This window comes from Salicibibacter cibarius (genome assembly GCF_016495725.1).
Classification (GTDB): Bacteria; Bacillota; Bacilli; order Bacillales; family Marinococcaceae; genus Salicibibacter; species Salicibibacter cibarius.
In genome coordinates, this window is record NZ_CP054705.1 from 1,170,476 (window position 1) to 1,192,594 (window position 22,119).

Annotated in this window: 19 protein-coding genes, 5 tRNA genes and 4 rRNA genes; 26 read left to right on the forward strand and 2 right to left on the reverse strand. The window is 48.3% G+C overall.

The genetic code is table 11. The features are described from left to right. Window positions 1-84: 84 nt before the first annotated feature. From HUG15_RS06205 to tsaD, 22 genes are all read left to right on the forward strand, one after another. Window positions 85-594: a YfiT family bacillithiol transferase gene (locus HUG15_RS06205; RefSeq protein WP_200127835.1), complete on the forward strand. Its 510-nt coding sequence runs from the start codon at window positions 85-87 to the stop codon at window positions 592-594. 197 nt (window positions 595-791) lie between these two features. Further along, on the forward strand, window positions 792-1,562 hold the full coding sequence (locus tag HUG15_RS06210) for a hypothetical protein (RefSeq protein WP_200127837.1): 771 nt from the start codon (window positions 792-794) through the stop codon (window positions 1,560-1,562). Between the two features lie 17 nt (window positions 1,563-1,579). Beyond that, on the forward strand, window positions 1,580-2,047 hold the full coding sequence (locus HUG15_RS06215) for a hypothetical protein (protein ID WP_200127840.1): 468 nt from the start codon (window positions 1,580-1,582) through the stop codon (window positions 2,045-2,047). Beyond that, window positions 2,040-2,870, forward strand: coding sequence for a glutamate synthase-related protein (locus HUG15_RS23330; RefSeq protein ID WP_281393598.1), 831 nt, complete (start codon window positions 2,040-2,042; stop codon window positions 2,868-2,870). Before HUG15_RS06215 ends, HUG15_RS23330 begins: the two co-directional genes overlap by 8 nt. Beyond that, window positions 2,822-3,442: a glutamate synthase-related protein gene (locus HUG15_RS23335; protein ID WP_281393599.1), complete on the forward strand. Its 621-nt coding sequence runs from the start codon at window positions 2,822-2,824 to the stop codon at window positions 3,440-3,442. The genes HUG15_RS23330 and HUG15_RS23335 overlap by 49 nt, the downstream gene beginning before the upstream one ends. 77 nt (window positions 3,443-3,519) lie before the next feature. Next, on the forward strand, window positions 3,520-3,987 hold the full coding sequence (locus HUG15_RS06225; protein ID WP_200127842.1) for a CBO0543 family protein: 468 nt from the start codon (window positions 3,520-3,522) through the stop codon (window positions 3,985-3,987). A 331-nt stretch (window positions 3,988-4,318) separates the two neighbouring features. Beyond that, complete coding sequence (locus HUG15_RS06230; protein ID WP_200127844.1) at window positions 4,319-4,663, forward strand: hypothetical protein; 345 nt, start codon at window positions 4,319-4,321, stop codon at window positions 4,661-4,663. Window positions 4,664-4,795: 132 nt separating this feature from the next. Further along, a tRNA-Arg gene (locus HUG15_RS06235) sits at window positions 4,796-4,872 on the forward strand. 75 nt (window positions 4,873-4,947) lie between these two features. Next, window positions 4,948-5,024, forward strand: a tRNA-Pro gene (locus HUG15_RS06240). Window positions 5,025-5,031: 7 nt separating this feature from the next. Then, window positions 5,032-5,105, forward strand: a tRNA-Gly gene (locus HUG15_RS06245). Window positions 5,106-5,107: 2 nt separating this feature from the next. Beyond that, window positions 5,108-5,184: transfer RNA gene (locus HUG15_RS06250), tRNA-Ile, on the forward strand. A 174-nt stretch (window positions 5,185-5,358) separates the two neighbouring features. Then, window positions 5,359-6,915 (forward strand): 16S ribosomal RNA (locus tag HUG15_RS06255). A 197-nt stretch (window positions 6,916-7,112) separates the two neighbouring features. Then, a 23S ribosomal RNA gene (locus HUG15_RS06260) occupies window positions 7,113-10,047 on the forward strand. 69 nt (window positions 10,048-10,116) lie between these two features. Further along, a 5S ribosomal RNA gene (rrf, locus tag HUG15_RS06265) occupies window positions 10,117-10,233 on the forward strand. Window positions 10,234-10,759: 526 nt separating this feature from the next. Continuing rightward, window positions 10,760-10,918, forward strand: a complete 159-nt coding sequence (locus HUG15_RS06270) for a DUF1540 domain-containing protein (RefSeq protein ID WP_200127846.1) — start codon at window positions 10,760-10,762, stop codon at window positions 10,916-10,918. Window positions 10,919-11,314: 396 nt separating this feature from the next. Continuing rightward, a 5S ribosomal RNA gene (rrf, locus tag HUG15_RS06275) occupies window positions 11,315-11,431 on the forward strand. The 16S, 23S and 5S rRNA genes sit together here with 5 tRNA genes alongside, the layout of an rRNA operon. Window positions 11,432-11,439: 8 nt before the next feature. Next, a tRNA-Met gene (locus HUG15_RS06280) sits at window positions 11,440-11,516 on the forward strand. A gap of 240 nt (window positions 11,517-11,756) precedes the next feature. Further along, window positions 11,757-12,728 carry a thiamine-phosphate kinase gene (gene thiL / locus HUG15_RS06285; protein ID WP_200127848.1) on the forward strand — a complete coding sequence of 324 codons (972 nt, stop codon included), beginning with the start codon at window positions 11,757-11,759 and terminating at the stop codon, window positions 12,726-12,728. Window positions 12,729-12,738: 10 nt separating this feature from the next. After that, window positions 12,739-13,200, forward strand: coding sequence for a tRNA (adenosine(37)-N6)-threonylcarbamoyltransferase complex ATPase subunit type 1 TsaE (tsaE, locus tag HUG15_RS06290; protein WP_200127850.1), 462 nt, complete (start codon window positions 12,739-12,741; stop codon window positions 13,198-13,200). Then, window positions 13,197-13,895 (forward strand): tRNA (adenosine(37)-N6)-threonylcarbamoyltransferase complex dimerization subunit type 1 TsaB, encoded by a 699-nt coding sequence (tsaB, locus tag HUG15_RS06295; protein WP_200127852.1) that lies wholly within the window; start codon window positions 13,197-13,199, stop codon window positions 13,893-13,895. Before tsaE ends, tsaB begins: the two co-directional genes overlap by 4 nt. Continuing rightward, window positions 13,888-14,340: a ribosomal protein S18-alanine N-acetyltransferase gene (rimI, locus tag HUG15_RS06300; protein WP_246516514.1), complete on the forward strand. Its 453-nt coding sequence runs from the start codon at window positions 13,888-13,890 to the stop codon at window positions 14,338-14,340. The genes tsaB and rimI overlap by 8 nt, the downstream gene beginning before the upstream one ends. 22 nt (window positions 14,341-14,362) lie before the next feature. Beyond that, window positions 14,363-15,376 carry a tRNA (adenosine(37)-N6)-threonylcarbamoyltransferase complex transferase subunit TsaD gene (gene tsaD / locus HUG15_RS06305; protein WP_200127854.1) on the forward strand — a complete coding sequence of 338 codons (1,014 nt, stop codon included), beginning with the start codon at window positions 14,363-14,365 and terminating at the stop codon, window positions 15,374-15,376. Between the two features lie 779 nt (window positions 15,377-16,155). Here the strand turns inward: tsaD and HUG15_RS06310 are convergent. After that, window positions 16,156-18,090 carry an ABC transporter ATP-binding protein gene (locus tag HUG15_RS06310; protein WP_200127856.1) on the reverse strand — a complete coding sequence of 645 codons (1,935 nt, stop codon included), beginning with the start codon at window positions 18,088-18,090 and terminating at the stop codon, window positions 16,156-16,158. 59 nt (window positions 18,091-18,149) lie between these two features. Here HUG15_RS06310 and HUG15_RS23480 point away from each other — a divergent pair, with 59 nt between their 5' ends. The 4 genes from HUG15_RS23480 (at window position 18,150) to tatC (ending at window position 20,061) form a co-directional block, all read left to right on the forward strand. Further along, window positions 18,150-18,326, forward strand: coding sequence for a hypothetical protein (locus HUG15_RS23480; RefSeq protein ID WP_343073150.1), 177 nt, complete (start codon window positions 18,150-18,152; stop codon window positions 18,324-18,326). 118 nt (window positions 18,327-18,444) lie between these two features. Beyond that, a complete protein-coding gene (locus HUG15_RS06320; RefSeq protein WP_200127858.1) occupies window positions 18,445-19,077 on the forward strand; it encodes a redox-sensing transcriptional repressor Rex in 633 nt (210 codons plus the stop codon). A gap of 19 nt (window positions 19,078-19,096) precedes the next feature. Beyond that, window positions 19,097-19,285 carry a twin-arginine translocase TatA/TatE family subunit gene (gene tatA / locus HUG15_RS06325; protein ID WP_281393600.1) on the forward strand — a complete coding sequence of 63 codons (189 nt, stop codon included), beginning with the start codon at window positions 19,097-19,099 and terminating at the stop codon, window positions 19,283-19,285. A gap of 14 nt (window positions 19,286-19,299) precedes the next feature. Then, window positions 19,300-20,061 carry a twin-arginine translocase subunit TatC gene (gene tatC / locus HUG15_RS06330; protein ID WP_200127860.1) on the forward strand — a complete coding sequence of 254 codons (762 nt, stop codon included), beginning with the start codon at window positions 19,300-19,302 and terminating at the stop codon, window positions 20,059-20,061. 165 nt (window positions 20,062-20,226) lie between these two features. On the opposite strand, the gene HUG15_RS06335 is transcribed toward tatC, so the two are convergent. Beyond that, window positions 20,227-21,699: an MDR family MFS transporter gene (locus tag HUG15_RS06335; protein ID WP_200127862.1), complete on the reverse strand. Its 1,473-nt coding sequence runs from the start codon at window positions 21,697-21,699 to the stop codon at window positions 20,227-20,229. Window positions 21,700-22,119 lie beyond the last annotated feature (420 nt).

Here is a 22,119-nt window from a genome sequence, read left to right on the forward strand (position 1 = left end):
TTAATGATTACCATGCGGAAATAGATCATTGCTCTGTGTGGCCTGAGGAAGATAAAAATAACGAATAAGGAAATGGGGATTAAAATGGATGTAAGATTTCCGATTGGGAAATTAGAAGTTCCGAGCAAAGAAACATTAGAAAATGTTCACGAATATTTACAGGAAATCGAAACTTACACGATTCGATTAAGAGAAACTGTTGATGCATTAAATGATGAGGAATTAAGCAGAACATATCGTGATGGTAGCTGGACAATTCGTCAACTTGTTCACCATATAGCAGATTCCCAGTTGAACATGTATCAACGTTTGAAACTGGCGCTAACAGATGAGAATCCGACAGTACCGGCTTTTGATCAAGATAGGTGGGCGACTGAGCCGGATACAAACCTTCCTGTAGAAAGTTCTATTAAATTGCTGGAAGGTTTAAATGAACGCATTGTATCGTTAGGGCATCGTTTAACTGAAGAGCAATTAGATCGAACGTTTACTCTCCAAAAAGGTGACGAGATAACAGTTGCAACAAAAGTTGCAAAATTAGCCTGGCACGAAGAACACCACTTAGCCCACATAAAAATCGCATTATCAGATTAATCCGGCCTCACTTGACTGTCGTAGTTCTTGTCATAAGTAGGACGCCGTATCCTACGTTTGCTTTCCCGTTGTCATCCTCTCTGACAACGGGTTACTTATTTATTTATGTATTGATTACCTACGATAATGATTGGCATGTATATTTCTGTGAAATAAACAGACACTATATTTCCAGTCTGGATGAGGTGGTGCCATCATTGAAACCGACAAAATCAACGGAAAATTACCGTAGCGTCATCGCTGCTATCAGTCCCTTTATGACAAACAATATTGATATAAAAAATCCTTCGGTGGTTGCGTGGTGGTCTGCTGCCTATCCTGGTTTCGGGCATTTTATTTTGGGCAATTACTTCATCGGGTTTATCCTTTTTGTTCATGAAATAGCACTTAATATTTTAAGCGGTATAAATTGGGCTATCTATTATTCGTTTACCGGCCAGTTTGAACAGGCGGTACAAGCGATTGATAAAAAATGGTTTGTGGCGTACTTTCCTGTTTATTTTTTTACGATTTGGAATAGTTATCAACAAACTAGACTGCAAAATGAAGATTATATCATTGCCCGCCAAATTGGCTATAACATCTATTCCAACAGCATATCTTTATACAGTTTTAACAGGTTGGAAGAAAAAAAACCGTATGTCGCCGTTGTTTGGTCGATCCTGGCACCGGGGCTCGGTCATATTTACATAAACAGATTGTTCATCGTTCTGTTGGTTCCTTTGCTTATTCTTTTTATGTATATGTCCAACTTGCTCCCGGCTGTCCAATACACGATGGTTGGAGATTTCGAATCGGCCCGAAATATAACAAATCCCCAATGGTTAATGAATCTCCCCTCGTTTTATGGGTTTATGGCTTATGATGCCTACTTAAAAACGATTGAGTACAACAAATTGTACAAACGGTATCAGCAACTCCACTTGGAAAAAACTTATCAACATCAGCAGTTTCAAATGCCTATCTAAATGGAAAGGGAGAAGCCATGTATGTCGTTGCTTCCTTTAAGCTAAATAAAAACCTGGAAAGGGTTATCGCGGAAATTGAATATAACAACATCGATCGAAAAAACATCCTTGCTCTCCCGCTAGCTAAGAAAATTGAACAGAAGACCGAAAAGAGTTACCACCAGAAATCGTTTGAAATCTTGCCTATCACGGGGTCCATCATTGCGTTGTTCGGTATGATCTACGGTTTTATTTTAGAATGGGGGCCGATTCTTTGGGGACTCATCGGATTAGGTTTAGGAGTAATGATCGGTGGCGTAATCGATGTGCTTAGAATCAAAAAAACGCGGGAGCAGAAAGAAAATGAATCATTGACGGAAGTGTTTCTTTTGATTCATTGTTCGAACAAGACCCAAGCCCAGCAAATGAAAACATTAATTTGGAAATGGTCTCCGGCTGGGGTTGCAACTTATACAAAGCAGGCGGAGGACGGTAGCAATGATTGAGATTGATTGGACGCTTTTTCTCCTAAACACGCTCATTATCGTGAGCTTATCCGTCATCCTCAGCGTGTTATATATTGTTATTTTTTCCAGGCCCATTGTCAAACGGATTTTCGCGGGGATGATGAAACGATTTATGTCCAAAAAGTATGAGGACAATCTGTGGGAATTGATCTCCGCCATGACACGGGTGACCCCGAACACGATTATGGAGAACAGCCTCCGGTCCGCTTCGGGAACAATCATCAGTCGCCCTTTTGGCAGCCCTCGCGATTTTCACCATTTTGAAGGACTTGTTTTTTCCCCTGGCCAGTTAGCAAAGCCGCCCGCGGATGCAAGTGATTCCGTAGAAATGACGACGACAATCGGCCCCCATGCAAAACATCCGCTCGTCCTCGATATCCCGTTAATGGCTGGCGGGATGGGGTATGGGAATGCACTCAGCAAGAAGGTGAAAAAAGCGATTGCAAGGGCTACGTGTGCGACGGGAACTGCGACGAACTCCGGAGAAGGCGCGTATCTTCCGGAAGAAAGAGAATTGGCAGAGCATTTTATTTTGCAATATGCCCCGGGGAACTGGTCAAAATCCCCGGAAATTCTCGGTCAAGCCGACGCCATTGAAATACATATCGGACAAGGGGCTCGGGCTGCGGCTACATATCGCATTCCCCCGGAAGATTTGCCCGGGGAAATCCGTGAAACATTTCAGCTATCCCCCGGTGAAACGCTCGTCGTCCCGCCGTTCGAAGAAACGAAAGAACCGGATGGATTGAAAAAATGGTCGATAGGGTCCGTAGAGAGACAGATGGTGTTCCCATTGGGGTGAAAATGGTGACAGGCGGTGATTTGGAAGCGGATTTGAAGATTGCGGTACAAGCGAACGTTGATTTTATTTCGATCGATGGGGGGCAAGCCGGGACAAAGGGAGATGCGCCGATTTTCGAAGACGATTTTGGTCTGCCAACGATCTATGCCCTTGCTCGGACTGTGAAATACTTGAAGAAGAAAGGCTTAAAACATAAAATTAGCCTGCTCGTCGGCGGTGGCCTGACTACACCTGGTGAATGTTTAAAAGCGATGGCGTTAGGGGCGGATGCCGTCTATATGGGAACCACGTTCATTTGGGCGATGTCCCACGATCAAGTCATCAAATCATTGCCGTGGGACCCTCCGACCTCACTTGTTTTCTATGCAAAAAAGAAGGAAGAAAAGTTTGACGAAGAAAAAGCCGCTTATTATCTGGAAAATTTCATCACCTCCTGCTCGGAGGAAATGGAGGAGGCGGTTCGCGCACTCGGGAAATCCTCTATTCATGACGTTAATAGCGAAGACCTTGTCGCCCTCGACGAGGTAACGAGCGATATTACTAATGTGAAGCTGGGGTATGATCGTGAATAATGCCTTGGCACAATTGAGATAATAGCACTAAAACGGTCACGATAATTTCACGGAAAGTCAGGCAGGTGGAAAATACATTGGAACGATCGGTCACACGTATCATTTTTGTTCTCTGTTTGTTTCTCCTTCCTTTCACCCTTCGTAAAAAGGGAGTGAAAGAATGGGGGCTTATTTTCTTCTCCACAGGATATGTTGCCTCTATACTTGCTCAGTTGGCGGTAAAAGCAAAAAAAATAGAGTATACCGTGCGCCCTCTCCCGCGATATTTTGATGGTAATGTCGTTTATGAATATCTCGTTCTCCCTCTATTTTGTGTCTGGTTTAATCAATCTACCTATCATGCAAAGATATGGGGTGTTGTTGGGAGAGCTTTTTTTTACAGCGGTATTCACACTTTGATCGAATACTTTGTGGAGAAAAAGACCGGGGCAGTGAGTTGGAAATCATGGAATTGGTTCTATAATACAACATCTATCGCAATGGTTTTTATAGGGAGCAGGGGCATTCTATCTTTATGGAAATGGTTGTCAAAGCGATATGAATAACACATTCCGGTGAACCTCTCCAACTAAATCAAAGATTTTGATGAAGCAGTGAACCCCTTCGGGAATTACAGCGCCAAATGTAGGCTAATGAATGAAGACAAGTTCCGAAAGTTCTTATTCACAGCATAGTTTTCTAACGAGCAAGAGATAAAAAGGGCGCCTAACCTCCCCGCTAAATCGAAGAATTTGAAAAAGAATACGGCGTTGATATTGTTAAAACTGAATAAACGTGGTGCAAGCATGGCAGTCTATACGTGTGCCCTCGCTTTGCCGGCTATTTTCAGCACTGCGAAGGAAGAAAAGTGATACCTAGAAAGGAGAAGTGGTGTTTATGGCTCAACAGCAAAACCCACAACAAAATCAACAACAGCAGAATCAGCAACAGCAAAACCAGCAACAACAGAATCAACAACAGAACCAGCAACAAAGTCAAGCGTTGCAGCAAGCACAACAGGCTGCCCAGCAGGCCGAGCAGATGGTGCAACAAGCTGTTCAGCAAGCTGATCCACAAGCTATGCAACAAGCACAACAGGAATTGCAACAGGCCGAGCAACAAATGCAACAAGCGGAAACCAACGCACAGCCCGGCCAGCAACAGCAAATTCAGCAAGCGCAGCAACAGTTGCAGCAAGCAAGCCAGCAACTTCAACAAGCTCAAAATCAATCCGGTCAATAAACACTATTGGGATCTGCATCATTCTTTTATGGTGCGGATCTTTTTTTGTAAAAGACATGCTTGCGTTATGTATGTGTGTATGCTATATTATTTGTGGCGAAACGACGAGGGAAACTCTTTATTGGGCAATAGGCGCCCGTAGCTCAATTGGATAGAGCATCTGACTTCGGATCAGAGGGTTAGGAGTTCGAGTCTTCTCGGGCGCGCCAGTAATAATTTTAGATATATAAGATTAACGTTTTATTTTTTTGTCAAAAAGTTAAGGGTATATAAAGGAAAATGCCCGGGAAGTAGCTCAGCTTGGCAGAGCGCTTCGTTCGGGACGAAGAGGTCGCAGGTTCAAATCCTGTCTTCCCGACCATTGATTTGCGGGTGTAGTTTAATGGTAAAACTTCAGCCTTCCAAGCTGATAACGTGGGTTCGATTCCCATCACCCGCTCCAATGGGCCTGTAGCTCAGTTGGTGAGAGCGCACGCCTGATAAGCGTGAGGTCGGTGGTTCGAGTCCACTCAGGCCCACCATTGATTCGATTTAAAAAAGTCGTTGACAACAAATCGATTCGCTGATATAGTTGTAAATCGTGGTTGTTAACCATCATTTGCCCATTGAAAACTGAATGAAAGCCAAGCGAACGAAAGAAAGAAGCAACGAGTCAGCGCTTTGCCCACCCCCCGTGAGCGAAGCGGAACTTAACATTTATGGAGAGTTTGATCCTGGCTCAGGACGAACGCTGGCGGCGTGCCTAATACATGCAAGTCGAGCGGGCCACCGGAGGTGCTTGCACCTCCGGCTGGTCAGCGGCGGACGGGTGAGTAACACGTGGGCAACCTGCCTTTGAGTTTGGGATAACACCGGGAAACCGGTGCTAATACCAAATCGATCCTTACTCGCGCCTGCGAGCGAGGAGAAAGACGGTCAATGGCCGTCGCTCAAAGAGGGGCCCGCGGCGCATTAGCTGGTTGGTGGGGTAAGGGCCTACCAAGGCGACGATGCGTTGCCGACCTGAGAGGGTGATCGGCCACACTGGGACTGAGACACGGCCCAGACTCCTGCGGGAGGCAGCAGTAGGGAATCATCCGCAATGGGCGCAAGCCTGACGGTGCAACGCCGCGTGAGTGAGGAAGGTTTTCGGATCGTAAAGCTCTGTTGTGAGGGAAGAACAGCTTTTGGAGGAAATGCCAAGGGTTTGCCGGTACCTCACCAGAAAGCCACGGCTAACTACGTGCCAGCAGCCGCGGTAATACGTAGGTGGCAAGCGTTGTCCGGAATTATTGGGCGTAAAGGGCACGCAGGCGGTGAGGCAAGTCTGATGTGAAAGGCCGGCGCTTAACGCCGGAATGGCATTGGAAACTGCCTGACTTGAGTACAGAAGAGGAGAGTGGAATTCCACGTGTAGCGGTGAAATGCGTAGAGATGTGGAGGAACACCAGTGGCGAAGGCGACTCTCTGGTCTGTGACTGACGCTGAGGTGCGAAAGCGTGGGGAGCGAACAGGATTAGATACCCTGGTAGTCCACGCCGTAAACGATGAGTGCTAGGTGTTAGGGGTTTCGATACCCGTAGTGCCGAAGCAAACGCAATAAGCACTCCGCCTGGGGAGTACGACCGCAAGGTTGAAACTCAAAGGAATTGACGGGGGCCCGCACAAGCGGTGGAGCATGTGGTTTAATTCGAAGCAACGCGAAGAACCTTACCAGGTCTTGACATCCTCTGACTGCCTTGGAGACAAGGTTTCCCTTTTGGGCAGAGAGACAGGTGGTGCATGGTTGTCGTCAGCTCGTGTCGTGAGATGTTGGGTTAAGTCCCGTAACGAGCGCAACCCTTGAATGTCGTTGCCAGCATTAAGTTGGGCACTCGACATTGACTGCCGGTGACAAACCGGAGGAAGGCGGGGATGACGTCAAATCATCATGCCCCTTATGGCCTGGGCGACACACGTGCTACAATGGACGGTACAACGGGCAGCGAAGCCGCGAGGTGGAGCCAATCCCCAAAAAAGCCGTTCTCAGTTCGGATTGCAGGCTGCAACCCGCCTGCATGAAGCTGGAATCGCTAGTAATCGCGGATCAGCATGCCGCGGTGAATACGTTCCCGGGCCTTGTACACACCGCCCGTCACACCACGAGAGCCGGCAACACCCGAAGTCGGTGAGCGAACCCTTATGGGACGCAGCCGCCGAAGGTGGGGCCGGTGATTGGGGTGAAGTCGTAACAAGGTATCCCTACCGGAAGGTGGGGATGGATCACCTCCTTTCTAAGGAGCACCACGGCCCCTCGGTGAAGGGGCCGGAGGCCAAGCGCTTAGGCTTTCATTCAGTTTTGAGCGGGCAACTGCTCAAGTGGGAAAGGCGTTCTTTGAAAACTGAATAACGCGATAAAGCTTGAAACGACACACACCGGGTGTCAAAAAAGAAACGAGCGTTTCTTGGAAGAAAGGCCCATGCCTTGTGTGGTTAAACAAGGAAGGGCGCACGGTGGATGCCTTGGCACTAGGCGCCGATGAAGGACGGGACGAACACCGAAATGCTTCGGGGAGCTGTAAGTATGCTTGGATCCGGAGATGTCCGAATGGGGGAACCCCTTCTCCGTCATGGGAGAAGATCATCTGCCCAAAGGATTAAGCAGATGAAGGCAGACCCGGCGAACTGAAACATCTTAGTAGCCGGAGGAAGAGAAAGCAAACGCGATTTCCTGAGTAGCGGCGAGCGAAACGGAAGCGAGCCCAAACCGGACGGCTAGCCCGTCCGGGGTTGTAGGACACGCCATACGGAGTAAGAAAGGGGCAGTGTAGCGGAAGCGACTTGGAACGGTCCGCCACAGAAGGTAAGCGCCCTGTACGCGAAACACAGCCCTCTCCGGCGTGGATCCTGAGTACGGCGGGTCACGAGCAACCCCGTCGGAAGCAGGGAGGCCCATCTCCCAAGGCTAAATACGACCTAGTGACCGATAGTGAACCAGTACCGTGAGGGAAAGGTGAAAAGCACCCCGGGAGGGGAGTGAAAGAGAACCTGAAACCGTGTGCCTACAGGTGGTCAGAGCCCATTCAAGGGTGATGGCGTGCCTTTTGTAGAATGAACCGGCGAGTGACGATGGCGTGCGAGGTTAAGTTGAAGAGACGGAGCCGCAGCGAAAGCGAGTCTGAAAGGGGCGTATGGAGTACGTCGTCGTCGACCCGAAACCGTGTGATCTACCCATGTCCAGGGTGAAGGTCGGGTAACACCGACTGGAGGCCCGAACCCACGTAAGTTGAAAATTACGGGGATGAGGGGTGGGTAGGGGTGAAATGCCAATCGAACACGGAGATAGCTGGTTCTCCCCGAAATAGCTTTAGGGCTAGCCTCGGATGAGAGAGTCCTGGAGGTAGAGCACGGATTGGATGAGGGGTCCCCACAGGATTACCGAGTTCAGTCAAACTCCGAATGCCAGCGACTTGTTCTCCGGGAGTCAGACGGCGAGTGCTAAGATCCGTCGTCAAGAGGGAAACAACCCAGACCACCGGCTAAGGTCCCCAAGTATGGATTAAGTGGGAAAGGATGTGGCGTTGCTTAGACAACCAGGATGTTGGCTTAGAAGCAGCCATCATTGAAAGAGTGCGTAATAGCTCACTGGTCGAGTGACGCTGCGCCGAAAATGTACCGGGGCTAAATCCATCACCGAAGCCGTGGCCCGGCGCTCAACACGTTGAGTGCCGGGGGTAGGGGAGCGTTCTGTGTGCGGGGAAGGTCGACCGAGAGGACGGCTGGAGCGCACAGAAGTGAGAATGCCGGTATGAGTAGCGAAAAGAAGGGTGAGAATCCCTTCCGTCGAAAACCTAAGGTTTCCTGAGGAAGGTTCGTCCGCTCAGGGTTAGTCGGGACCTAAGCCGAGGCCGAAAGGCGTAGGCGATGGATAACTGGTGGAAAGTCCAGTACCACCGATGGCTGTTGGACCGAAGGGGGACGCAGAAAGGTAGGGCGAGCGTGCTGCTGGAGTAGCACGTCGAAGCGACCGAGGCTGTTGGGCAGGCAAATCCGCCCAACGCGAAGGCTGAGGCGTGAGCGCGAGGGAACTAAAGTACCGAAGTCCCTGATCCTCCGCTGCCGAGAAAAGCCTCTAGGAAGGCCATGGGTGCCCGTACCGCAAACCGACACAGGTAGGTGGGATGAGAATTCTAAGACGCGCGGGATAACTCTCGTTAAGGAACTCGGCAAAATGACCCCGTAACTTCGGGAGAAGGGGTGCTCTTGCGGGTGATGAGCCCGCGGGAGCCGCAGTGACAAGGCCCAAGCGACTGTTTACCAAAAACACAGGTCTCTGCGAAGTCGAAAGACGATGTATAGGGGCTGACACCTGCCCGGTGCTGGAAGGTTAAGAGGAGGCGTTAGCCGAGAGGCGAAGCGTCGAATTGAAGCCCCAGTAAACGGCGGCCGTAACTATAACGGTCCTAAGGTAGCGAAATTCCTTGTCGGGTAAGTTCCGACCCGCACGAAAGGTGCAACGACTTGGGCACTGTCTCAACGAGAGACCCGGTGAAATTATATGACCTGTGAAGATGCAGGTCCCCCGCGACTGGACGGAAAGACCCCATGGAGCTTTACTGTAGCTTGATATTGGGTTTTGATATGGCTTGTACAGGATAGGCAGGAGCCTAGGAAGCCGGAGCGCTAGCTTCGGCGGAGGCGCTGGTGGGATACTGCCCTTGCGATATGAAAATCCTAACCTCGAACCGTGAGCCGGTTCAGGGACAGTGTCTGGTAGGCAGTTTGACTGGGGCGGTCGCCTCCTAAATGGTAACGGAGGCGCCCCAAGGTTCCCTCAGAATGGTTGGAAATCATTCGCAGCGTGCAAAGGCAGAAGGGAGCTTGACTGCGAGACATACAGGTCGAGCAGGGACGAAAGTCGGGCTTAGTGATCCGGCGGCCCCGCATGGAAGGGCCGTCGCTCAACGGATAAAAGCTACCCTGGGGATAACAGGCTAATCTCCCCCAAGAGTCCACATCGACGGGGAGGTTTGGCACCTCGATGTCGGCTCATCGCATCCTGGGGCTGAAGTCGGTCCCAAGGGTTGGGCTGTTCGCCCATTAAAGCGGTACGCGAGCTGGGTTCAGAACGTCGTGAGACAGTTCGGTCCCTATCCGTCGCGGGCGCAGGAAATTTGAGAGGAGCTGTCCTTAGTACGAGAGGACCGGGATGGACACACCGCTGGTGTACCAGTTGTTCCGCCAGGAGCATCGCTGGGTAGCTACGTGTGGATCGGATAAGTGCTGAAAGCATCTAAGCACGAAGCCGACCTCAAGATGAGATTTCCCGCGAGACCCCTTAAAGACGATAAGGTAGATAGGTCTGGTGTGGACGCGTGGCGACACGTGGAGCTGACAGATACTAATCGGTCAAACGGTTTATCCACCCATGGGTCACCCGGAAGCCGTCGGTCAAGCTTAAGCGTTATTCAGTTTTGGGAGAATGGCTCCCACGGTCAGGTGGCGAGAGCGAAGAGGCCCCACCCGTTCCCATGCCGAACACGGACGTTAAGCTCTTCAGCGCCGATGGTAATCGGGCGGCAACGCCCCGTGAGCGTAGGACGCCGCCTGGCGATAGAAAGAAAAACACCCGCTTGTTCCTGATTCAGGGATAGGCGGGTGTTTTTTTGTTAAAGTGACAGATTATATGGCGAAAATGACAGATTCCACGGCAAAAGTGACAGAATAATTAATCCTGTTTACGACACGTGTGCCGATTTTAAAACGTTCTTAGTATGTACGGCTAGCGATAGGCGACACAAAATCGATGCTGGACACCTTGTCATTGGTTGTTTTTTTCCGTTTATAGGTGCCATGAGCTGCTCATGACACCTATAGTTGGTGTAATCATCCTTTTACAGGTGTCATAAGTGATTCATGGCACCTATGATTGGAGGATTTCCCCTCTTAATGGTGTCATACTATGGTTATGGAATGAAATTTAAGGATATGGGAGTGTTTTTATAAGAGCAGATCCGTAGCTAATCGTCGTGGTCAGACATCGGATATGACATCTGTTCCTAACCCCATATATTTTCTAAATTTCCATATCAATAGGACACGTTTTTTGGACATACTGTTGATGAGGGGGATGTGTATATGGCACAGGATGTTTTGTGTGAAGTGGAAAACTGTGTGCACTGGGGAGAAGGAAACATTTGCCAGGCGGATCGGATCTACGTTGTGACGAGAGCAGATGATATAACGACGGAGCAAGCCGATACGGATTGCAAAACATTTAGCCCTGTAGAGCACTAAATGTTTAGGCTGCCCACTTGCGTGGGTGGCTTTTTAAAATAAAAAGGGATGGACCCATGAAATGTTTTAACAGGAAAATGATGCATGATCGTGAACATGATTATGACGGTATAACCGATATTATCCAAAATACTTGGCGGGGCAAGGAAACGGTGCAATGGGTAGCTTTGAACTGGTTGAACCTTATGATACCCACAATTTTTTTGCAGTGGGAATGAGTAAAAATCGTGTCATGCTACCTAGTGTAGAAACCCCGGTTTCCTATCCGCTGAAAGCATCCCATTGCATTAAATCGGCGTGAAAAGCATTCGAGATAAAAAATTCTCGAATATGACTTGAACAGGTTTGCAGAGTATGTTATATTATTTAAGGTGACGTTGAGAGACGTCAAATAAATCTGGTGACGATAGCGAAGAGGTCACACCCGTTCCCATGCCGAACACGGAAGTTAAGCTCTTCAGCGCTGATGGTAATTGGGCGGTAACGCCCTGTGAGCGTAGGACGTTGCCAGGTTTTCATATCGCGGGGTGGAGCAGTCAGGTAGCTCGTCGGGCTCATAACCCGGAGGTCGAAGGTTCGAATCCTTCCCCCGCAACCAATATCGTTTGCGAAGCAAACATCAGAAGTACTCTGGAGTGCAACCAAAATAGTTCATACACTTTTAAGCAAAAACAAACCTTGGCGTTTGTTATTTTTTTTGGTAGGTAAGAAAGTATAAATCAACTTTCTTACCTACATAAGTGCAACCAAGGCTTTTCGCCATAAAAGCTTGGCGAAAAGCCAAGTTTTCTAATTCTGTTCTACGATAGGGTAAAATACAAGGTATAAGGTGAAAATCATGCATGAGTTCGATCTTATTCGACAAATTGACTCGTTCACGACAGCCCATGAGGACGTTAAAGTTGGCATTGGTGATGATGCGGCTGTTACTTCTTCCAGTGCTCATAAAGACATGATTAGCTGTGTGGACACAATATGTGAGGGCGTCCATTTTAAACGTTCCACGTTACATTTGTCCGATATCGGTTATAAAGCACTCGCCGTCAATCTCAGCGATATCGCGGCGATGGGTGGGACGCCCCGCTATTATCTCGTTTCCTTGAGCATATCGGAGGATTGGAAGCAAGAAGAGATCCTCGAAATTTATAGAGGAATGAATGACTTGGCCAATCGATACGACGTTCTTTTAATCGGAGGCGATACTGTATCTGCGCAGAATGGTTTGGTGATTTCTGTCACTGTTTTAGGAGAAATCGAAAAAAATTGTTCGCTTCTCAGAAGCGCAGCCTGTGAAGGGGATATCGTGTTTGCTTCCGGCACGTTGGGCGATTCACGTGGAGGATTGGAACTTCTTTTATCGCAGGGGTTAACGGGAGAAGAACATGCGCTTGTTGGTGTTCATCAGCGTCCCGAGCCGCAACTAACCCTTGGACAATTGTTAAAAGAAAGCGGTTTTCGTATCGCGCTCAATGATATTAGTGACGGATTATCTTCGGAAATTTGGGAGTTGGCGGAAGCGAGCAACGTATGCATTTGTTTGGAAGAAAAAAACATCCCCGTCAGTGAAGACGCAATAAAGCTTTTCGGGAAACAGACGGCTTATGAATACGCGCTGACCGGGGGCGAAGACTTTCAACTTGTCGGAACGGTAGCCAAAGCCCATTGGCCGACGATACAATCAACCGCACAAGAAAAAGGGATTCGCCTTTCAGCAATCGGCTCGGTAGAACAAGAGGGGGCATCACAAGTACTCATGCAAAAAAACGGAGAGAGAACACGAATAAAAAGGGCCGGTTATCGCCATGAATGAGGTGACAGCGATGTCTCAATTTCAATTTGTAAGCCATTCTACAGAAGAGACAATGAGGATTGCGGAGCGTCTCGGCCAAGAAGCAGAGGCAGGTGATCTTTTCGCGTTGGATGGCGATCTCGGTGCAGGGAAAACCCATTTCAGCAAAGGACTTGCCAAAGGACTCGGCGTCGAAGCAATGGTGAACAGCCCAACGTTTACGATTTTAAAAGTATATAACGGTCGCCTCCCTTTTTATCATATCGATGCCTATCGCCTTGATGAAAATGAGGAGGAAGAACTTGGGTTGGAGGAGTATATGGAAGGTAGCGGTGTAACGGTTGTTGAATGGGCGAGCAATCTCCGGACACAATTGCCGGGCCGACGGGTCAATATTACTTTCAAACGCGTGGACGAGCAAGAGCGAGAATTGATTGTTTGCACCGATCATGTGCGTTTTGAACGCATCTTCAAGGAGTTTATGGATCAATGATACTAGCCATGGATACTTCAACCTATGTTTTAGGGGTTGCATTGGGGGATTCATCGACCATTCGTGCGGAGTGGACGACACATGAAAAGAAAAATCATTCCTTACGGTTAATGCCGGGGATCGACCATGTGATGAAAACGGTCAATGCCAGCCCTTCCGATTTGGAGGGCATAGCGGTAACGACCGGACCAGGCTCTTACACCGGGGTTCGTATTGGCGTGGCCACAGCAAAAGGGATGGCGAGTGCGCTCCGTCTTCCGATGTACGACGTTTCATCGTTGGAAGCCCTTGCGGGCAATCGGCGTTTTGCTTTTGGCCTTGTCTGTCCTTTTATCGATGCGAGGAGGGGGCAGGTGTATGCCGCCGTGTACGAAGCTGACGACGGACACCTGAAAACCGCGTATGAAGAGCGTTTGTGGTTAATGGATGACTTGTTAAAAATATTGGCTTCGACGTCTTTGCCGGTTTATTTTTTAAGTTTGGATGTTGCCGGGCATCGTGAAAACATTGAGCGAGTGTTGGGCTCTAGAGCACATGTGGGCGAAGGGATGGATGGCAGGATAAAGCCGGGGGAGATTCTGCGAATTGCCTCGGAATCCGTGCCTGTGACGGATGTTCATGCTGTCGTCCCCCGTTACTTACAGCTTGCGGAAGCGGAGAAAAATTGGCGAATGGCGCAAGGCTATCATGAGTGAGCGGTATACCATTCGCCCCATGATGCTGGATGACATCGAAGATGTGTTAGTCGTGGAAAGGGATGCGTTTCAAATGCCCTGGATTCGGCAGGCATTTATGAATGAATTGATGAAAAATCCGTTTGCCTACTATTTGGTTGCGGCGAATCAAGAACAAATTGTTGGTTATTGTGGCATTTGGATCGCGCTGTATGAGGCCCATATTACGAATATCGCTGTTTTGTCTTCCCATAGACATCAAGGCGTCGGGCGATTGCTGTTACAGGGGATGATCCGACGAGCGCTTGAATTAGAGGCTATATCGATGACGCTGGAGGTTCGGGAAAGCAATACGGATGCGCAGAGCTTTTATAAGACATTTGGTTTTAAAAAAAGCGGAGTGAAAAAGGGGTATTATACGGATAATTGCGAAGATGCTTGGATCATGCGCCTGGCTTTTTCGTAGTTTTGAAAAGGAATGTGTTGCCATGAATGACAATCCTCGAATATTAGCCATCGAAACAAGTTGTGATGAAACAGCGGCAGCGGTTGTCGAGGGCGGAAAAAACATAATCTCTAACGTGGTCGCGTCGCAAATGGACATCCACCGACGGTTCGGAGGTGTCGTCCCGGAAGTAGCGTCCCGGCATCATGTGGAAAATATGACGGCTGTCATTGAAGAGGCGCTTGTCTCCGCGGATATGGATTATAAAGATTTGGACGCGATTGCGGTTACTGAGGGGCCCGGGTTGGTAGGGGCGTTGCTCGTGGGCGTGAATACGGCGAAAGCGCTCGCGTATGCCCATAATCTGCCGTTGCTGCCGGTCCATCATATTGCCGGTCATATACATGCGGCTGAACTTGTTGGAAACATGGCATACCCGGCTATGGCGCTCGTTGTGTCCGGCGGCCATACGTCTCTCATTTATCTCCCGGAAGAAGGGAAATATGAAACGATTGGCGAAACGAGAGACGATGCTGTCGGGGAAGCCTATGATAAAGTGGCGCGAACATTAGAGCTTCCCTATCCCGGCGGTCCGGAAATCGACCGTTTAGCGGCTGAAGGAGAGGTATCCATTGATTTCCCCCGGGCATGGTTGGAAAATGGCTCTTATGATTTCAGCTTCAGCGGATTAAAATCAGCGGTGTTGAATGCGGTGCATAATGCCGAGCAGCGGGGAGAAAAGCTCGTCCCGGAAAACGTTGCCGCGAGTTTTCAGGCAAGCGTTGTGGACGTACTCGTGGAACGGGCAGAGCGGGCAGCCTCGGAATATGAGGTGAAGCAACTGATCGTTACAGGTGGCGTCGCCGCGAATCGCGCGCTCAGGGAAGCGATGAGACACTCTTTCCCGAGCGACGGGGAGGTTGAGCTGATCATTCCCCCTCTTTCGTTATGCACGGATAATGCAGCGATGATCGGGGCTGCCGCAAATATCGCCTGGAAAAAAGGGGAGCGGGCAGGCTATGATTTGAACGGAGAGCCGGGGTTGGCGCTCGGATAGCACGAGATCCGTGACGGTCTCATGGCACCTTTGGATAGGAAAATATACCATTGATCAGAAAAATTAACTAATAAGAGGTGTCATGTACGCCTTGATGTGCGGTTCTTGGAGCCCGAAACGGCTTGGGGTCACCCAATTCGGTCGCCATGAATGGCTTATGGCGACCGAAACCGTACCGGAGCTTCCGTTTCAGTCGTCATAGAAGGTTCATGACGACTGAAACCACACGGGAAGACATATTTCGGTCGTTATGGAGGTTTCATGAGTCCCGAATTAGCCGCGATTTGATATACCCGATCGCCATGAACGGTCCAACGCACCCCGAATCGGTAAAGATTGCTAATCCGGGGTGCGATGAATAATACAACCAACGGGGAAACTGCCCGGCAAAGGAGCGATGTGATGGATCATCGCTTCTTTTTTTGATTGTCAAAGCTCGCGGGTGCAGGGGTCATATCCGTTCCAATATATCAGCGGAAATGAGCATTTTATCAGCCGAAAAAGCACATATATCAGCCAAAATCAGGCGTTTATCAGCCGAAACAAGGGATATTTCAGCCAAATAGAGTTAGTCACCCGATTGTCCCGCTGTCTGTGGAAAAGAAAAATGTGCACGAAGTGGATAAGTAAACGCGTCCCCCGCGAGCCAATCATCGTCCTGTGAACAGTAAATCCGTGGATAAACGGTCTGTTTTGTGGGTAAAGGCACCGAATGCCGTCGGTTCAACTCTGAATCTGTGCATAACTCTGTGGAAACTGTGGAAAGCCCGGCATCCCTCTCACTGGGATTCGTCTAATTGCAACGCCTCCCATTGTTCCATCAGTTGTTCCAATTCGGTTTCCTTTTCATCGATGTCTGCTTGCGTACGGTTTGCGCGGGCATAGTCTTCATAGACCTCCGGCTCAAGCATGGACGATTGCAACGTTTCCGTTTCTTCTTCCAGTTGGCTGATTCTATTTTCAATCGCTTCAATCTCCCGCCGTCTTTTGCGGGCGATTTTTTTATCTTCTTTTTCCTGCTTAAACGACTGTTTATTTTTGTTTTCCACAGGCGCTGCCGCGTGAGTTTCCTGAAGTTGCGCCCGTTCTTCGGCTTCCGCTTTCTTTTCCAAGTAGTAATCATAATTGCCGAGGTACGTCTGCAGCTTATCATCTCCGGAGAACTCGACGGTTCGTGTGGACATACGGTTCAGGAAATAGCGATCGTGTGAAATAAATACCATCGTACCCGGGTAGTCGATAAGGGCAGCCTCCAACACTTCTTTGCTGTCGAGGTCCAGGTGGTTCGTCGGTTCATCGAAGAGGAGCAAGTTTGCTTTTTTCATCATTAGTTTGGCGAGGACGAGTCGTGCTTTTTCCCCACCGCTGAGGCTGTGGACAAGTTTGTGCACGTCTTCGCCGCTAAAAAGAAACCGACCAAGCACTGTGCGTATGTCCTTTTCGACGTCTTGAGGGTGCTCGTCCCATAATTCATCGAGGACCGTCTTTGTCGCATTCAGTTGGGCTTGCTCTTGGTCATAATAGCCGACGGTTACTTTGCTGCCGTAATGAACATCTCCTTCCGTGGGGGCCAGCCGGTTCCCGAGGATTTTAAGAAACGTTGTCTTTCCGGTTCCGTTCGGGCCGATGATGGCGATGTTTTCTCCCCTTGTCACCGAAAAGTCGACGGCGCGAAACAGTGGATCGCTGCCGGAGTAGGCAAATGTGACTTTTTTTGCCGCCAGCACGTCATTTCCACTCGTTTGCTCAATATCAAAGGCTATTGATGCGCTTTTGGCATCCGCGAGCGGTGCGTCCACCCGTTCCATATTTTCTAATTTTTTCCGTTTACTTTGCGCTCGTTTGGTTGTCGAGGCGCGCGCGATATTTTTAGCGACAAACGTTTCCAATTGGGCGATTTCCGCTTGTTGTTTGTCGTACGCTTTTTGCTGAAGTTCAGCGTCTTTTGCCCTATTTTCCAAAAACGCACTGTAATTTCCGTGGTACAGCTTCGTTCTCGTATGCGCCAATTCGTATACTTTTGTAACCACTCTATCCAAAAAATAACGGTCGTGGGAGACGATGAGTATCGCGCCTTCATAGCTGTTTAAGTAATTTTCCAGCCATGTTAACGTCTCGATGTCCAAATGATTCGTAGGCTCGTCCAAAACAAGCAAATCTGGTTTTGTAAGCAAAAGCTTGCCAAGTGCGAGGCGTGTTTTTTGCCCGCCGCTTAAAGAAGCGATCGGCAAATCATAGGAAAGCCGGTCAAAATTCAACCCTGACAAGATGCTTCGTATATCGGCTTCATAATGATAGCCGCCGGATGACCGAAAATACTCTTGTTTTTCATCGTATTCCTTTAATACGGCTTCGTAGGACGGCGGATCGTCATAGACGGAAGGGTCTGCCATTTTTGCTTCCAGGTCGCGCAACTCATTTTCAACGCTGCGGAGGGAAGCAAAGACGGTTAACATTTCTTCCCAAATCGTGCGTGTGGATTCAAGACCGGTATCTTGGGCGAGGAACCCCATTGTTTGCGATTTGGGCATCAAAACAGACCCGCTGTCGTAAGGCGCATCTCCGGTAATGATATTGAGCAACGTCGTCTTCCCGCTTCCGTTTCGTCCGACGAGCGCGACACGATCCCCGCTTTTGATTTCCATCTTAATATCTTGTAAAATCGTTTCAGCACCAAAAGACTTGGTCACACGATCGCATTGTAAAATATTCATCGTAATTCGGCAAGGATACCCTCACCTCTTAGCGTAGCGTAGGTGGGGAGGAATTGCCGTTGGCGAAAGCCAACCAACCCTTGCCTTCCTCCTTTCTTATTGCCCTAATTTCACTGGTTATATTGTATAATAATGGTAAGTGGAAGGTGGTGATAGCCTATGAAACTGACATTGACCGCGAAAATAAACATCAATCCAACCGACGAACAGGAACAATTACTGTTAAAGACCGTTAAGGTTTAAGTGGCGGGTAGTTGACTAGAGCTTCATCCTTTTCGCCGTTTATGCTACTGACAAGTGTAGCAAACATGTTATACTTAAGAAACGAAAAGCAAGCTGAATTGTGGAGGCCCTATGGACGAACTGCAAAAAATTCCACAGGCAACAGCGAGACGTTTGCCGCTTTACTATCGATACTTGGAACATTTCTATGCTTCGGGAAAAACGAAAGTATCTTCGACAGAACTAAGCAATGCAGTCAAAGTTGATTCAGCGACAATTCGGCGGGATTTTTCGTATTTTGGAGCGTTGGGTCGCAAAGGATATGGGTATGACGTCCAACGTTTGATTGCTTTTTTTCGAAAAACGTTGGATCAAGACGAGGCAACACCGGTCATTCTCATCGGTGTCGGGAATCTTGGGAAAGCATTGCTTCATTATAACTTCGGGGAAAACAATAACACGCGAATCGTAAAAGCGTTTGATAATGACGAGGCAGTCATTGGAAAAAGCATCGGTGGCGTCCCCGTTAGTCATATGGACAATTTGAAAAAAGAGGTCGATGAATCGATATGGGCTGCAATTGTTGCCGTGCCGTCGACTGCGGCACAAGAGGTCGCGGATCGGATCGCCGGTACACCCATCGAGGGGATTTTGAATTTCACCCCCTCCCGTATGACGGTGCCCTCGCATATTCGGGTGCATCACATTGATTTGTCGGTGGAATTGCAATCGCTCATCTATTTCTTAAAACATTATCCGCTATGAAAAAAAGGAGGAATATCCCATGGGAGGAATGGGCGGTCCGAGCATTATTTTAATCATTATTGTCGCTTTGTTGATCTTTGGTCCGGGTAAATTGCCGGAAATGGGCAAAGTAGCCGGAAATACATTGCGTGAATTTAAAAATGCTACGAAGGGACTCACAAATGATTCCGAAGAGCATAAGAAAGAGGACAAGCAAAATCAGAGATAGGATGGGTGTGTTCGATGAAACAACGGGAGATGCCGTTCCGTGCCCATTTTGAAGAGTTACGGAAACGATTGATCTTTATCGCGATATTTCTTGTCGTAGGGTTGCTTGTCGGTTTTTTCCTGGCGCCCCCCGTTATTGCTTATTTGCAAAGCATCCCTGAAGCGCAGGATTTTCCAATGAACGCGTTTCAATTGACGGATCCGTTGCGCGTATACGTCAACTTTGCTTTTTTTATCGCGATTATTATCATTTTGCCGGTGATTTTCTATCAACTTTGGGCGTTTATCGCCCCGGGCTTGGCGGAAAAAGAACGGAAGGTGACCCTTTCGTATATCCCGATCGCGATGGTTCTTTTTCTGGGAGGGCTCGCTTTTTCGTATTATGTGCTTTTGCCGTATTTCATGGAATTTCTCGGGAACATTGCCGAGCGCCTCAATATTACGGAGCAGTATGGAATTAACGAATATTTTTCTTTCTTGTTTCGGATCACAGTGCCGTTTGGTTTTCTTTTTCAGCTTCCGGTCGTGGTTATGTTTTTGACCCGGCTGGGTCTGATTACACCGAATTTTTTACATCGGATTCGCAAATATGCTTATTTTGTGCTGCTCGTTATTGCCGGCTTTATCACGCCCCCTGATTTGGGGTCTCATCTCATCGTAACCGTACCGCTTTTCTTGTTGTACGAGCTAAGTGTCGTGATTGCCCGATACGCGTTCAGGAAACGAATGAAAGAAGAAGTTGCCCGACAGAAAGAAATGACAACGTCCGATCAATAGCTATGAAGTGAACCTTCCATCCGAGCATTCCCCTCTGGTGGTTAGTATCGGGGTGTTTACCGCCGGGATAAAAAACGAGTGTATGGGCACAGGACCCAACACTCGTTTTTTTGGTAAGGTTATTTTCAGGTATGATGATTGAGTTTCGGTCAAAGCACCCCAAAATTAATTGGTCGGTGCTTCGTTTTGTACATTCGCGGTCATGGCTTTTTCCTGTTTCGGCGAACGGAGGAATAATGAGAGCAAGAAAGCAATAAACGCAAGAATGGTACTCCCCATAAACGCCCATTCAAAGCCTTCAATTTGAGCCAATTGCGGGATCAAACTTTCAGTGACAGAACTCTCGGGTCGATACTGTTGCGCACCCACACTGACGAGTGTGACGAGAATGGCTGTACCAATAGATGCGGAGATTTGTTGCATCGTGTTCGCCATTGCTGACCCGTGGGCGTACCATTTGACGGGCAACTGGTTCAAAGCCGAGGTCATCACAGGCATAAGCGCAAAAGAGAGTCCGAACATTCGAATCGCATACACGATTGTTAAAAAGGTGAAGGACGTTTCTAATGATAAATCCGTAAATAGGAACGTCGTTACGGTTACAATAGAAAGCCCGATGATGGCAAGCCACTTTGCTCCGAACTTATCAAACAGGCGTCCGGTTATCGGTGACATAATCCCGATCACAATCGCTCCGGGAAGGAGCATCAAGCCTGATTCAAGAGGAGAAAAGCCGAGTACATTTTGCATATACAAAGGAAGCAGCGTTTCCGCCCCGATTAATGAAATAAGCACTGCCATTGTAATCGTAATCGCGAGTGCGAAGATATGAAATTTAAATACGCGGAATTCAAGCATCGGTGAACGTAAGCGAAATTGCCTTAAAATAAACAGACCAATAATGACAGCGCCGCCCACAATGCAAAGAAGTACACTGGGGCTGTTCCAACCACTTTCAGATGCCGTGCTGAACCCATAAAGGAACGCGCCGAACCCGAATGAAGAGAGAATGATAGATGGGACATCTAGCTTCGGTTTGCCCAGTTCGGTGACATTTTTCAAAAATATGGAAGCCATAGTCATCGTAATTAAGACGATGGGTAAAACGGTAATAAACAGAGCACGCCATTGAAAATGTTCTAAGAGCCAACCGGAAAGCGTTGGCCCAATCGCCGGCCCAAAGGAAATCACAATACCCATGAGCCCCATCGCGGTTCCTCTTCGTTCTACAGGGATGATGGCAAGCAGCACGGTCATTAGCAACGGGAGCATAATGCCCGAGCCGGAAGCCTGAACAATCCTGCCTAACAAAAGAATAGAGAAAGCGGGCGCGATCGCGGCAATGAAAGTACCTGCGCCAAACAGCGAAATCGCGGTTAAGAATAACGCTCGTGTGGAGAACCGTTCGATTAAATAAGCTGAGATAGGAATCATAATCCCATTCGTCATCAGAAAGGCCGTCGTTAACCATTGCACGCTGCTTTGCGTGATATCAAAAGAGGCTTGAATGGTCGGTAACGCGGTTGCCAGTAATGTTTCGTTAATGATGCCCATGAACGCGCCAGTCAAAAGAGAGGCAATCATGGCTACTTTTTGACCTATAGGTAAATCCCAGGTCGAGCTAGTGGAAGCGCTCATTTGATCGTCTCCTCTCTTTCTATAAATTAAATTTGATGAGGCAACTTTACTATCTTACACACAGAGCAATTTCTTTTCAACAAAAGTGCCTATTTGGAACACATGTATATATAATCAGGCGCGTTGATTTACCTTAAAATACCTTCACATGGGTGTTCTATGTTCGATTACGTAGCAATCCAATGCATCTTAGTGCCAATGTTATCTATCGGAAGTTTCTAATGATAGAAATACCTTTCGGTATGAAACGAGAAACCAATGCTTAGTATCAAATGAGTCCTCAGGATCGGGTTTTGGGGACTCATAATGGTAGCTGAACGCTAAACTAGTCCACAAATAATAAAACACGGTATGTTTAACATCGTTTTCATCCTTAATAGGGCTTCACGAAGCGTTTTAAGTTTTTTATTGGATAAATTT